Consider the following 13,673-nt stretch of genomic DNA (forward strand, 5'->3'; position numbering starts at 1 on the left):
TCATAGCACTTACCAAAATCTTCAATATCTTCCCAATACTCAGCCCCAGACAGACGAGCGAAAAAAATAAGAAGAACAATGTCAACGAGAGTATGTCGAATTTTCCAACTATCCCTTTTATCATCAATAGATTTCAAATAAGTAATTAAGAGATTCATAGAACCACCTCCTAAATCCATTATAGACTTAAGAGCGGGGATTTTCGAATAATTATCGGTTTCTGAAAACTTACAAAATCTGCTTTTCTTCATGCGTTTGTCCTGCGATACTGCACCCCATTCCCATTCCTCAAACAGACAGTTTGGTCCTTTTTATACAAAAACAGGCGAGATTTCTTGTCATTTCCCCCATTTTAAGATAGAATGAACCTTATGAGACAAAGGATTAAACCTATTTATATCGCAGTCTTTTTCAGTTTCATATTTATCAGTTTAATCGCTGGTCACACTCAAGTTCAATCTTTAAAAGCTGAGCAAGAAGCACTCCGTGCTGCAAAAGCCGCTGAGGAAAAAAACAATAACAGTAAAAAAGAAACAAAGAAGAAGAAAAAGAAAAACACCACAACTGAGGCCGTCAATCTCCGTCCTATTGTAGACTTATCTGGCTGGCAACTACCTGAAGAAATTGACTATGATGCTATGGCTGAAGGTATTTCAGGCGCTATCATTCGGGTCCACAGTGGAGCCCAGGCTAAAAAAGAAAATGCCGCCACCTACCTCAATGGAATTGACAAGTCCTACAAAAAACATATCGAAGAGTTCCAAAAACGCGACATTCCTGTAGCTGTTTACGCCTATGTCGCAGCTGGATCCATTAAAGAAATGCAAAAGGAAGCCGAGGAATTTTACCAGGCTTCTGCCAAATATAAACCAACCTACTACTGGCTCGACGTGGAAGAAAAAACCATGTCCAATATGGACAAGGGTGTCGAAGCCTTTCGGGCTAAACTGCAGGAACTAGGGGCCAAGAATATTGGAATCTACATCGGAACCTATTTCATGGAGGAGCACAGCATCACCACTAATAAATTTGATGCCGTTTGGTTCCCAACCTATGGAGTCGATTCCGGTTACTACAATGCGGCTCCTTTGACCGACATTGAATACGATCTCCACCAATACACCTCGCGTGGCTGGCTGCCTGGTTTTGATAAAGAGGTCGATTTAAACCAAATCTCCCCTCTTAAAAATACTGCTGAAGTTTATAAAAAGTTATTCCAAAGGGACGCTGCCGATTACCAGCACCAAGATGTCTCTGCAACAGAATAAGAACCGGGCTGGGACAATCGTCTCAGCCTCTCTTTTATGAAAAAGGAACCCTATGGCAAAGAAAAAAATTAAAAAAACCTTGGTTGAACAAATCTTAACCAAGGCTGGGATCGAACACCAGGCCCATCTTTTTAATGGACTGAAAGGTCAAGTCCCTGAGAACATTGATCCTAACCAAATTTTTAAAACCCTGGCCCTCAGGGGAGATAAGACTGGTCCTATTATCGGTGTGCTCTCCATTGAAGACCATCTGGCCGAGAAAAAACTAGCCAGCCTTTCGGGCAATAAAAAAGTTCAGATGATTCCTCAAAAAGAACTCGAGCAAACGACCGGCTATGTCCACGGTGCCAACAGTCCAATCGGCATCCGCCAACGCCACAACTATCCCATCTATATCGATGATCGTGCACTGGACTTCCCAACCATCCTGGTTTCAGCAGGCGAGATCGGTCGTAGCGTCCAACTAGCCCCAAAAGACCTCGCGCAATTTCTAGGCGCAGACTTTGCAAATTTTCGTGAATAAGGAGAAAAAAGAACATGAAGTTATACTTTGTTCGTCATGGACGAACCGAATGGAATGAAGAAGGACGTTTTCAAGGAGCCAGTGGAGACTCTCCACTCTTAAGCCAGTCCATTCAAGACATCGAGCTGTTGGGCAAGCACCTGCAAGACATCCAGTTCGACCGTATCTTCTCTAGTGACCTCCCCCGGGCTGTCCAGACAAGCCAAATTATTCAAAGCCAAAGTCTCCATCCCGTTGAGATTGAACTACAAGAATCGCTCCGAGAATGGCAATTGGGGCGCCTGGAAGGTCAAAAAATCACCCTCATGGAAGCCATCTATCCCCAACAAATGCGGGCTTTTAGACACAATCTCGCCCTCTTTAATTGCAGGATGTTTGAGGCTGAGTCGGTTTATCAAACCACACAACGGGTACGGGAACTCGTGCAAAGTCTTCAAAATCAACCCTACGAACATGTACTCTTTATCGGCCACGGGGCCAATCTAGTTGCCTCCTTGCGGACACTGCTAGGAGCCAAACCTGCCCTCATTCGCGATTGGGGCGGCCTCGCAAATGCTAGCCTGACCATCTTGGAAACCGATGATTTCAGAGATTTCCAACTCCTAAGTTGGAACGATATCAGCTTTTTGGATTCTGCGAAAGTCCAACCTGCCTACTCACAACCCCTACAATTGTGATAAAATAAAAAAATAGTCTACGGATGACAGAGGAGGAAAATATGTCACACCATCTAACAGAGGAACTCAATGACCAGCAAATCATCCGCCGGGAAAAAATGCAAACCTTGGCAGACTCTGGCATTGATCCATTCGGCCACCGCTTTGAACGAAGTGCTAATTCTGCAGAGCTAAAGGAAAAATATGCAGATCTAGATAAGGAAGCTCTCAATGACCTAAACGAATCCGCAGTCATTGCTGGTCGTTTGATGACCAAGCGTGGTAAGGGAAAAGTTGGTTTCGCTCACGTCCAAGACCGGGATGGCCAAATCCAAATCTATGTGCGCAAAGATGAGGTCGGCGAAGAAAACTACGAAATCTTCAAAAAAGCCGATTTAGGAGATTTCATCGGTGTTGAAGGTCAAGTCATGCGGACAGATATGGGCGAATTGTCGATCAAGGCAGCTCGGCTCACCCACTTGTCTAAAGCCCTGCGTCCCCTGCCTGAGAAATTCCACGGCCTATCGGACGTCGAAACGATCTACCGCAAACGCTATTTGGATTTAATTTCCAACCGTGAAAGTTTCGAACGTTTTATGGCTCGTTCCAAAATTGTTTCTGAAATCCGCCGCTACTTGGATAATCAAGGTTTCCTTGAAGTTGAAACACCAGTCCTTCACAACGAAGCCGGTGGAGCGGCAGCTCGTCCATTTGAAACCCACCACAATGCGCAAAACATTGACATGGTACTCCGAATCGCAACCGAACTCCACCTCAAACGCTTGATTGTCGGAGGAATGGAACGGGTCTACGAAATGGGGCGCATTTTCCGAAACGAGGGAATGGACGCTACCCACAATCCTGAATTTACCACTATCGAAGCTTACCAAGCTTATGCAGACTTCCAGGATATCATGGACTTGGTTCAAGGCATTATTCAAGCTGCTGCCAAAGCTGTAACAGACCAGGATATCATCAGCTACCAAGATCATGAAATCAAAATCGGTCACGACTTTGCCCGCATCCACATGCTGGATGCCATCAAGGACATCACCGGCGTCGACTTCTGGCAAGAAATGACCCTAGAACAAGCTCAGGACCTAGCCAAAGAACATAAGGTTCCTGTCGAAAAACACTTCACGTCCGTTGGCCATATCATCAATGCCTTCTTTGAAGAATATGTTGAAGACACCTTGATCCAACCAACCTTCATCTACGGCCACCCCGTTGAGGTTTCCCCTCTGGCTAAGAAAAACGCCGATGATCCTCGCTTCACTGACCGCTTTGAACTCTTTATCGTCGGCAAAGAATTCGCCAATGCCTTTACCGAATTAAACGATCCCATCGATCAGCTTTCCCGTTTTGAAGCCCAAGCCAAGGCCAAGGAATTGGGAGACGATGAAGCAACTGGAATCGACTATGACTTTATTGAAGCGCTGGAATACGGAATGCCGCCAACAGGTGGACTTGGAATCGGAATCGACCGCCTCGTTATGCTCCTTACCAACGTAACCAGCATCCGCGACGTACTCCTATTCCCAACCATGAAATAAGATTCCTTAGATATAAAAACTGACAGCTTCTCTTGGATGATTCCAAGGGAAGTTTTTTAGGTTTTCTGAGTCTCATACCTCGTTCAAATCAAGATCGAAATACTCGCGGGAAACAGGAGCTAAAACATGGCCTTAAAGAGCTTCACCATCTTAATCTACACGCTAATGAACTTTTCATCAAAACTCTAAAAACCTAGGTCGCTTATCTCAATAAAGATCGAACAAGGCTTTATCAATACACTGAAAAGATAAAGGGCACCTCTAAAAACTAAATTTCTGAAAATCTAAATGTTGATTTATCAAGGTTTGAGTGATTCAATTTGAAGAAAAACTGAGGTTTTTAGAGGTTCCCTATTGCCCAATTATGACAATTTTCTGGATGCTTTGTCGTCTTGTTCTTGTTTCAAATGACTATACCATTTGTCGCCGAAAACAACCTGCTACTCAAAAATCCAGAAGCTGTTCAGCTCCTGGATTTTTGGTTTTAAGATGAAACGTTTGACTTAAGCTTCATCTGGGCGTGAGTAGCGGGCTACATCTGCCTCCAATTTCGCAATAAAGTCTGCTACTGGAACTGTTTCAGTTTCCTTGTGACCATAGCGACGAACGTTAACAGATTTATCTTCCATTTCTTTGTCCCCAACAATCAATTGGTAAGGAACTTTCTGAGTCTGGCTTTGACGAATCTTGTATTGCATCTTCTCGTTCCGCTCATCAACAGATACACGGAAGCCACGGTCTTTCAATTCTTTGGCTACTTCCCAAGCATAGTCCACATGGGCTTCACTTGAGATTGGAATAACGGTTACTTGATTTGGTGCTAACCAAGTTGGGAAGGCTCCCTTGTAAGTTTCAATCAAGTAAGCAATAAAGCGTTCCATAGTTGACACGATTCCACGGTGGATCATAACTGGACGGTGCTCTTCCCCATCAGCCCCGATATAGCTGAGTTCAAAGCGTTCTGGCAAGAGGAAGTCCAACTGAATAGTAGAGAGGGTCTCCTCGTTTCCGAGGGCAGTTTTCACCTGTACGTCCAACTTAGGTCCGTAGAAGGCTGCTTCTCCTTCTGCCTCCACATAATCTAGACCTAGATCATCCATGGCTGCCTTCAACATGCGTTGAGCATTTTCCCACATCTCATCATTATCGAAGTATTTTTCTTTATCCTCTGGGTCACGATAAGAGAGACGGAAGCGATAGTCTGTGATGTTGAAGTCCTCATAAACAGAGAGCATCAAATCTAGAACCTTCTTGAACTCTTCTTGAATTTGTTCTGGAGTCACAAACAAATGAGCATCATTCAAGCTCATCTCACGCACCCGTTGCAAACCAGATAGGGCACCAGACTTCTCAAAACGGTGCATCAGACCAACTTCGGCAATACGGATTGGCAACTCACGGTAAGAGTGAACATGGTGACGGTAAACTTGGATGTGGTGCGGACAGTTCATTGGACGAAGAACAAACTCTTCCCCATCTTCCATGTGCATCACTGGGAACATATCATCTTTATAGTGATCCCAGTGACCAGAAATCTTATAAAGCTCAGAACTTGCTATTGGTGGAGTGTAAACGTGCTGGTAGCCAGCAGCCAACTCACGGTCTACAATATAACGCTCCAAGACCCGACGTACAGTTGCTCCATTTGGAAGCCAGAATGGCAATCCTTGCCCAACTTCTTGGTTGATCATAAAGAGATCAAGCTCTTTTCCAAGTTTACGGTGGTCACGCTCTTTGGCTTCCTCACGCATCTTGAGGTAGGCATCCTGTTCTTTTTTATCGAACCAAGCAGTTCCATAAATCCGTTGCATCATTGGATTCTCGCTCTTACCACGCCAATAGGCTCCTGCAACGTTCAAGAGATGGAAAATTTGGATATGACCAGTTGTTGGCACGTGAGGTCCACGGCAGAGATCCACGTACTCACCCTGTTGATAAACAGTCAAACCACCCTCATCGTCCTTATGTTCCTCAATCAATTCTAATTTATAAGGATCATTGCAGAAGATTTCTTTAGCCTCTTCTTTTGAAACTTCCGAACGCACACTTGGGAAATTTTCCTTCACGATTTTGTGCATTTCTTCTTCAATTTTGGCCAAATCTTCATTGGAAATTTGCCCCGCTTCATTATCGGTATCATAGTAGAAACCGTCTTGGATCGCCGGACCAACCCCGAGGCGAATATCTGGGAAATGACGTTTAGCCGCTTGGGCAAACAGGTGGGCTGCTGAATGCCGCAAAACTGGAAGGGCATCTTCGTGGTCTGGCGTTACAATTTCCAAGTCTCCATCTTGATAAATGGCACGAGTTGTATCAATCAACTTCCCGTTCAATTTACCGGCCAAGGCCTTTTTAGCCAACGACTTGCTGATTCCTTCAGCAATCTCTACAGTTGTAACTCCATCTTGATACTCCCGAACGGCACCATCTGGAAATGTAATTTTCACCATATTTCTACTCCTTTAAATCTAGTAGACAACTACCCGTAACAAACAAAAAGCGACCTCCTTAAAAGGACGTCGCAACGTGGTTCCACCTTCGTTTATACCTAGTTCTATCTAGATACCTCATTCTTGGTTCTAACGTAACCACCGTTTTATGTTTGCATAAAATCTTCCCGAGTAGTACCTTCTAACCCTCCTATGCACTTCCACCAACCGTGCACTCTCTTTAAGAAGTTCTGTTAAAAGACATGTCTCTAAAAAAGATTATAGCAGACCCTTTTCAAAAAAACAAGGAAAATCTAGTTTTTTCTCCGACCAGGGTAAGGCAACCGTTTGGCTTGTTCCCGAGAAATCCGAATCACCCGTCTAGATCCTTGTACTGGCAGGGCAGCAACCTTGAAGGGGAATCCGGCAATTGCCTTGAAAAAACGAACCCGGGGTCTGAGGGATCCGACCCCTTGACCTTTCAAATAACCCTTCCGAATCGAAAGATCTAAATAGTACTGATAGACCTGCAAACCAAAATTCTCGGCTGAAATCTCAAAAAGCTTGTTCTGCCACTCCTGCTCTTGAGGATAAGGAGTTGCCAAGAGTGCTTCTAAGATTGCCCCACCCAAGTCCTCTGGTGTTTGATAGAGAGTTCCAAACATTTTGTTCGAAATCAAGCTGTCTAAATAAGGATTGGACTGAGCAATAACCGGAGTACCACTAGCCAAACTTTCTAAAAAGGTAAGGCCCTGTGTTTCACTCGTCGAGGCTGAAACGAAGAAATCCGCCATTCGGTAATAGAGCACCGTCTGTTCCGGAGGCACCATCCCAACAAAGAGCACCCGGTGCTCCACACCAACTTCTCGGGCCAAGGCTTTTAGATTTCCTAGATGTGGACCGTCTCCGGCTACGATTAAACGCACAGCATCATTTTCCCGCAAAACCTCTGGCAGAGCACGGATGATCGCTTGAATATTTTTCTCATAGGAAATCCGCGACAGGCTTAGGAGAATCTTGGTATCAGAAGCCAAAGCTAAGGACTGCCGTAACTCCTGGATAGCCTCTTTTTGAGATTTCACTTGAATAAAGTGATCCAGCTCAATCCCTGTCGGAATCACGCGCTTCTCTGGCTCCACACCATAGCGAACTAACAGATTATAAACAATCTCACTAGGACAAACCACTCCATCCACTTCATCCAGGAAGGTACGCACCAGGTATTTAATCATAGCTGGGCGGATTAGCAACCCCTTAGCAATATAATGGACATAGTCCTCATATTGAGTATGGTAAGTGTGGATGACAGGAATCTCCAATTCCCGTGCAATCCAAAGTCCCAAAAACCCCAAGGCAAACTCCGTATGGGTATGGATCAACTCCAGACGGTGCTCCTTAGCTAAGGACAAGGCCTTGCTGAAGCCCCGATAGGCTACCCGTCGATCTTTAAAAGCAAAAAACGGAACACTGGGGATCCGAATAATCCGATGCTCTGCTACAGAATCAGAATCCACATCGCGATCTGTCGTGGTAAAAATAAATACATCATGTCCCTGCTCCTCAAGCTCTTCTCTGAGGGTTCGGATACTTGTTGCTACACCAGACACCTGTGGAAAATAGGTATCTGTGAACAATCCAATTCTCATCTTACATCTCCAATACTTGACGATAAACCGTCACCAATTGTTGGGCCACCTGATCCATAGACCGACTTTCTGCTACTTGGTAGCCCCGTTCGCGCTTGTCTACCTGGCCAGCTAAAATGGCTTGGATTCCTGCCACAAATTCCTCGTTGTTCTTCCCTAGAGTAGCCGACTGCTCATCAATCCAGCCCTCATAAACGGGAATATCCCGTAACACAACATGCTGATGACTGGCCAGAGCCTCCAAAACAACAATTCCTTCAGTTTCTTCATAACTGGGGAAAAAGAAAAGACTACTTCCGCTTATGGCTCCCTGGAAAATAGCTCCCTTAAAATAGCCAGGGAAATGGACATTTGCAGGATGATCACCCGAAACAACCCTTCGAATTTCACGCGGAATCATCCATTTATTAATCCCGCCAAACCAGATAAATTGTACATCTGGTAATTGCTTGGCCACCTCAACAAAATCCAAAATCCCTTTGCGTTTGAAAAAAAGACCGGCACAAACCACTACCGACTGTCCTTTCTCCAAACCAAAATGATTGTAGAAAACCTGTTCTTTTTGTGGATCTGGTTGATACTTCCTTAAATCAATTCCATTTGAAATCGCCACAATTGGAGTCTCAACCCCGTAGCCACGAATCAGCTCTTTGGAATATTCCGTTGGTGTAATAATAAAATCAGCTAGCTGATACATGTGTTTGAGGTAAGCACCAACGGCTGGAGCCAAGAGATTGGAACCAATAAAGGAATTGGCAAAATCTTCCCGAGTCGAGTGACCGTGGACAATGACCTTTTTCCCCTGCCGCTTAGCCTGGTGCAAGAGACGGAGACTCTTAGGGCCATAGGTGTTGATGTGAACCAAATCGTATCCAGTTGATGGATCTGTCGTATAGGGAATCCCTGCTAAGTCAAGGGCCCGCATTTGATGCGAAAGAGCGCGACCAATTCCTGACTTCTCAAGAACCGTCTTGCCTTCCAAATACAGTAGAACTTTCATACTCATATTATAAACAAAAGCCATTCAAAATAAAAGCCAAAGCCGAAAAAAGGGATCCCGGCCTCCAGGAATCCCTTACATGCTTTTAGTTAGACGAGCGTGTTGACTGGCGTTCGCCCAAGCCATGGGCCAATTGAACTTCGCGTTCCTCAACTTCTTCCTTGTTCATGATCTTGGTTAACATCCGCATGGAGATAGCACCAATATCGTATAGAGGTTGACGAATAGACGTCATATTTGGCCGACTGTACAAGGTGATTTGTGAGTTATCACTGGTAATCAATTCGAAATCTTCTGGAACTCGAATTCCTTTATCGCTCAGACCATTGAGTAGACCGACAGCCAATTCATCGCCGGATACAATCGCTGCATTGGCTCCAGAAACGATGACTCGTTCAGCTAAGGCATAACCTTCCTCATAATTGTGTTTGGCTTCAAAAATGAGACCTTCACTATACGCATACTTGGCTTTTTTGAGGCCATCACGATAGCCTGGTAAGCGCATTTTACCGTTAATATCATCCACCAAGGGACCTGTCACAAAAGCAATTTTTTCATTTCGTTTAGCCAAGTACTCCACCGCATCCGCTGTTGCTTGACGGTAGTCAATATTGACACTTGGTAATTGCTGCTCAATATCCACGGTTCCTGCTAGAACAACCGGAGTCCGGGAACGTGAAAATTCGGAACGAATCTTTTCAGTTAAATGATAACCCATGAAAATGACTCCATCCACCTGCTTTGAAAATAGGGTGTTGACAACCGCTACTTCCCGGTCGTCATCTTCATCGCTACTCGCCAGAACAATGTTGTATTTATACATTTCTGCGATATCTTCAATTCCCTTGGCTAGACTGGCAAAATAGGAAGAAGTGATATTTGGAATCACAACCCCTACCGTTGTTGTTTTCTTACTCGCTAAGCCACGAGCCACTGCATTTGGACGGTAGTCTAGGCGATCAATCACGTCTAAAACTTTTTTACGAGTATTTTCTTTTACATTTTTATTGCCATTTACGACTCGACTAACCGTCGCCATAGAAACACCAGCTTCACGGGCGACATCATAAATCGTTACAGTATCGTCAGTATTCATAGATTAACCTCCCAATTCCATTTTGAAAATAACGCTTTCACTTTCGCACAACTATAGTTTATCATTTTTTGGAAACACTTTCAAATATTTTGAGATTTTTTCTAAAAAAGACAATTCATTCCCCATTGCATAATTTGAAGATTTTTGACACAATAGAGATATAAGATAATTGATATAGGAGGTTAAATATGAAGAGCACTGTTGACTCACTTCGTTCTCGCATGCGCGAGCAAGGCATCGATTTGGCAATCATTTCAGATCCAACGAGCATCGCCTATCTAACGAACTTTCAATCGGATCCTCATGAGAGACAATTCTTCTTCTTTCTCCCGCTTGAAGGCAGTCCAACCTTGTTTACACCCGAACTAGATCGAGATCGTGCCAAGTCCTTGGTTTCTTACAATATTGTGAGCTACCACGATTCGGAAAATCCTTGGCAGAAGATCCAAAGCTTCCTATCTCGTGAACGCTATCGCATTGGCTTAGAGTTTCAACACCTCCGGCTGCGGCAATATTACGAACTCATGCAAATTTTGACGGGACAAATTGTCGATCTCAGTCCCACAATCGAGCAAATCCGCTTGTACAAAACACCTGTGGAACTGGATTACCTGCGGAAGGCTGGACAAATGGCCGACCATGCTCTTGCACTCGGCTTCCAAGCGATTGCCAAAGGGAAAACCGAACTAGACATCATCACAGCCATTGAGGGACCCTTACGGAGCCAGGATGTTTCCATGAGCTTTGAAACCATGGTGTTGGCTGACAAACATGCAGCCGATCCCCACGGGGTTCCAACCAACCGGCCCCTCAAAAACAAATCCCTCCTTCTCTTTGACCTAGGGACCTGGCATCAAGGCTACGCCAGTGATGTCAGCCGGACAGTAGCCATCGGCCAACCAACCGTGCTCCAGGCTACCATCTACGATATCGTCCTAGAAGCCCAGCTAGCTGCCATCGACGCTATTAAGCCCGGGGTTACAGCTGGTGAAATTGATGCAGTAGCGAGGGGCATTATCACAAAAGCCGGTTATGGAGAATATTTCAACCATCGCTTAGGCCATGGAATCGGCCGGAGCCTCCACGAGTTCCCTTCAATTAATCAAGGGAATCCCCTCGTCTTGGAAGAAGGTATGACCTTCTCCGTTGAACCCGGCATCTACCTCCCGAACAAGGTTGGGGTTCGGATTGAAGACTGTGGCCTTGTTACCAAAACAGGCTTCGAAGCCTTTACCCATACCCCAAAAGAACTTCTCAAATTCAAATTATAAAAATAGGTGAGCGGGGGCTCACCTATTTTTATTTATCCTAGAATACTGCCATTCGGGATAGCATCATCCACAATCATCACTGCCAACCGGTCCTCAAATTCAGCAGAGAGAATCATTCCTTGACTAACCAGCCCCATCATTTTCCGAGGCTTCAAGTTCGCAACAATTTGGAGTTTTTTCCCAAGTAGCACTTGTGGATCTGGGTAATAAGCCGCAATCCCCGATAAAATCTGACGATCCTGACCATCACCAGCATCCAGACGGAAGGCTAACAACTTATCACTACCTTCAACTCGCCAAACATCCTTGACCTCAGCCACACGGATTTCAACCTTATCAAAATCCTCGAACTTAATGGCCTTTTTATTCAGCAGCAAATCAATATTGGCAGGATCCCAGGCCTCTTCTTGTTGACCACCAGCCATTTGCGATTGGATATAGGCAATTTCTTCCTCCATGTCCAAACGTGGGAAGATTGGTTGCCCCTTGACCAGAACCTGAGTCCCAGCTGGAATATTTCCAAAGGCTAGTCCTTCTAAGCTGCTAATTTCAGCCAGACCCAATTGGTTCAGGATCGAACGGCTTGTTTCCATCATGAAGGGCTGGAGAAGCCCAGCAATCCATTGTAGACTGGCTACCAGATGACTCATGACACTAGCCAACTGCTCACGATCCCCCTCTTCCTTGGCTAAGACCCAAGGCTGGGTCTCATCAATGTACTTGTTGGTCCGCATGATGAATTTCCAAACCGTTTCCAGAGCACGTGGCAGATTGACTGCTTCCATCTGCTTATGAAACTCTTGGATAGTCTCCTGCGCCTTGACTTCTAAATCTCCATCAAAGGCAGTTATACCAGACACAAAAGCCGGAACCTGACCATCAAAGTATTTATTGACCATAGCCACTGTCCGATTGAGCAAGTTTCCTAGGTCATTGGCCAGTTCATAATTAATCCGGCCTAGGTAATCTTCCGGTGTAAAGGTTCCATCAGAACCTACAGGAAGGGAGCGCACCAAATAGTAGCGTAGGGCATCCAAGCCGTACCGCTCTACTAGCATCTCCGGATAGACAACATTCCCTTTAGACTTGGACATTTTACCATCTTGCATGACAAACCAGCCATGGGCAATCAAGCGTTTTGGAAGTGGTAGATCTAGCATTTTCAAAATAATTGGCCAGTAAATCGAGTGGAAACGCAGAATATCCTTCCCAAGCATATGGATATCTCCTGGCCAGAACTTAGCAAAGTTACTGTCCGCATCCTGGCCATAGCCCAAGGCTGTGATATAGTTTGCTAGAGCATCAATCCACACATAGATGACATGTTTAGGGTTGGAAGGAACCGGCACCCCCCAGGTAAAGCTAGTCCGTGACACAGCCAAATCCTCCAAACCTGGTTCGATAAAGTTCCGCAACATCTCATTCATCCGTCCATCCGGACTGATGAACTCAGGATGCTCTTTGAAATAGTCTGCTAACCACTGGGAGTATTTACTCAAACGTAGGAAGTAAGACTCCTCGGAAACCCACTCGACCTCATGACCTGAAGGAGCAATCCCCCCGATAACTGTTCCTTCCTCATCCCGGAAAACTTCGATCAATTGCGTTTCCGTAAAGAACTCTTCATCGGAAACAGAATACCACCCTGAATATTCACCCAAATAAATATCATCCTGGGCTAAAAGCTTCTCAAAAATCTGCGCCACCACAACTTCATGATCCGCATCTGTCGTTCGAATAAAGCGATCATAGGAAATATCCAACAGTGACCACAAGTCCTGAACATCCTTAGCCATACCGTCTACATAGGCCTGAGGCTCAAACCCTGCATCCGCCGCCTTATCCTGGATCTTCTGACCATGCTCATCCAAACCAGTCACAAAAAACACATCAAAGCCCATCAAGCGCTTATAACGTGCCAAAACATCACTCGCAATTGTCGTATAAGCCGACCCAATATGCAACCGCCCACTCGGATAATAAATCGGCGTACTAATATAAAAAGTTTTATCAGACATTCTTCTCTCCTCAAAATTACTCCCTTTATTATACCACGCTCCAAAAGCCACAAGCAAACCCAAAATAGAGAATTCAAGGGACTAAATTGCACCCAAATCCAATAACACAAAAAAGAGGCTAACGCCTCCTTACTAGTCGGGAAGACAGGATTCGAACCTGCGACACCTTGGTCCCAAACCAAGTACTCTACCAAGCTGAGCTACTTCCCGTAG

Annotated in this window: 11 protein-coding genes and 1 tRNA gene; 5 read left to right on the forward strand and 7 right to left on the reverse strand. The window is 45.0% G+C overall.

The features are described 5' to 3' along the window. Positions 1-158: transposase family protein (locus E5983_RS06195; protein ID WP_160333016.1), on the reverse strand; the 158-nt coding region annotated here is incomplete at its 3' end. Between the two features lie 213 nt (positions 159-371). Here E5983_RS06195 and E5983_RS06200 point away from each other — a divergent pair. Genes E5983_RS06200 through lysS form a run of 4 tightly spaced genes read left to right on the forward strand, consistent with a single transcriptional unit; the run spans position 372 to position 4,000 of the window. Continuing rightward, positions 372-1,268: a glycoside hydrolase family 25 protein gene (locus E5983_RS06200; protein WP_160333017.1), complete on the forward strand. Its 897-nt coding sequence runs from the start codon at positions 372-374 to the stop codon at positions 1,266-1,268. Positions 1,269-1,320: 52 nt separating this feature from the next. After that, positions 1,321-1,791, forward strand: coding sequence for an aminoacyl-tRNA deacylase (locus tag E5983_RS06205; protein WP_160333018.1), 471 nt, complete (start codon positions 1,321-1,323; stop codon positions 1,789-1,791). Positions 1,792-1,805: 14 nt separating this feature from the next. After that, the gene (locus tag E5983_RS06210; RefSeq protein WP_160333019.1) at positions 1,806-2,468 is read left to right on the forward strand and encodes a histidine phosphatase family protein; all 663 of its coding nucleotides are present in this window, start codon (positions 1,806-1,808) and stop codon (positions 2,466-2,468) included. A gap of 41 nt (positions 2,469-2,509) precedes the next feature. Next, complete coding sequence (gene lysS / locus E5983_RS06215) at positions 2,510-4,000, forward strand: lysine--tRNA ligase (protein ID WP_160333020.1); 1,491 nt, start codon at positions 2,510-2,512, stop codon at positions 3,998-4,000. Between the two features lie 503 nt (positions 4,001-4,503). Here the strand turns inward: lysS and thrS are convergent. The 4 genes from thrS to ccpA all read right to left on the reverse strand — a co-directional run bounded on the left by thrS (position 4,504) and on the right by ccpA (position 10,171). Beyond that, the gene (gene thrS, locus E5983_RS06220; RefSeq protein ID WP_160333021.1) at positions 4,504-6,450 is read right to left on the reverse strand and encodes a threonine--tRNA ligase; all 1,947 of its coding nucleotides are present in this window, start codon (positions 6,448-6,450) and stop codon (positions 4,504-4,506) included. Positions 6,451-6,743: 293 nt separating this feature from the next. Beyond that, positions 6,744-8,075 (reverse strand): glycosyltransferase family 4 protein, encoded by a 1,332-nt coding sequence (locus E5983_RS06225; RefSeq protein ID WP_160333022.1) that lies wholly within the window; start codon positions 8,073-8,075, stop codon positions 6,744-6,746. A 1-nt stretch (position 8,076) separates the two neighbouring features. Beyond that, on the reverse strand, positions 8,077-9,075 hold the full coding sequence (locus tag E5983_RS06230; protein WP_160333023.1) for an LTA glycolipid anchor biosynthesis glycosyltransferase, IagA/BgsA family: 999 nt from the start codon (positions 9,073-9,075) through the stop codon (positions 8,077-8,079). Positions 9,076-9,160: 85 nt separating this feature from the next. Next, entirely contained in the window at positions 9,161-10,171 is a 1,011-nt protein-coding gene (ccpA, locus tag E5983_RS06235; RefSeq protein WP_160333024.1) for a catabolite control protein A, read from the reverse strand. 188 nt (positions 10,172-10,359) lie between these two features. On the opposite strand from ccpA, the gene E5983_RS06240 reads away from it, so the two are divergent. Beyond that, on the forward strand, positions 10,360-11,442 hold the full coding sequence (locus tag E5983_RS06240) for a M24 family metallopeptidase (protein WP_160333025.1): 1,083 nt from the start codon (positions 10,360-10,362) through the stop codon (positions 11,440-11,442). A 32-nt stretch (positions 11,443-11,474) separates the two neighbouring features. Here E5983_RS06240 and metG read toward each other — a convergent pair whose 3' ends face one another. Further along, a complete protein-coding gene (gene metG, locus E5983_RS06245; protein ID WP_160333026.1) occupies positions 11,475-13,460 on the reverse strand; it encodes a methionine--tRNA ligase in 1,986 nt (661 codons plus the stop codon). A gap of 136 nt (positions 13,461-13,596) precedes the next feature. Then, a tRNA-Pro gene (locus E5983_RS06250) sits at positions 13,597-13,670 on the reverse strand. Positions 13,671-13,673: the final 3 nt, after the last annotated feature.

The organism is Streptococcus danieliae, from assembly GCF_009767945.1.
Classification (GTDB): domain Bacteria; phylum Bacillota; class Bacilli; order Lactobacillales; family Streptococcaceae; genus Streptococcus; species Streptococcus danieliae.

Bases quoted from the DNA above. Each gene is read 5' to 3' on its own strand.
- E5983_RS06200 (WP_160333017.1), top strand. From the start codon at position 372: ATGAGACAAAGGATTAAACCTATTTATATCGCAGTCTTTTTCAGTTTC.
- E5983_RS06205 (WP_160333018.1), top strand. From the start codon at position 1,321: ATGGCAAAGAAAAAAATTAAAAAAACCTTGGTTGAACAAATCTTAACC.
- E5983_RS06210 (WP_160333019.1), top strand. From the start codon at position 1,806: ATGAAGTTATACTTTGTTCGTCATGGACGAACCGAATGGAATGAAGAA.
- lysS (WP_160333020.1), top strand. From the start codon at position 2,510: ATGTCACACCATCTAACAGAGGAACTCAATGACCAGCAAATCATCCGC.
- thrS (WP_160333021.1), bottom strand. From the start codon at position 6,450: ATGGTGAAAATTACATTTCCAGATGGTGCCGTTCGGGAGTATCAAGAT.
- E5983_RS06225 (WP_160333022.1), bottom strand. From the start codon at position 8,075: ATGAGAATTGGATTGTTCACAGATACCTATTTTCCACAGGTGTCTGGT.
- E5983_RS06230 (WP_160333023.1), bottom strand. From the start codon at position 9,075: ATGAAAGTTCTACTGTATTTGGAAGGCAAGACGGTTCTTGAGAAGTCA.
- ccpA (WP_160333024.1), bottom strand. From the start codon at position 10,171: ATGAATACTGACGATACTGTAACGATTTATGATGTCGCCCGTGAAGCT.
- E5983_RS06240 (WP_160333025.1), top strand. From the start codon at position 10,360: ATGAAGAGCACTGTTGACTCACTTCGTTCTCGCATGCGCGAGCAAGGC.
- metG (WP_160333026.1), bottom strand. From the start codon at position 13,460: ATGTCTGATAAAACTTTTTATATTAGTACGCCGATTTATTATCCGAGT.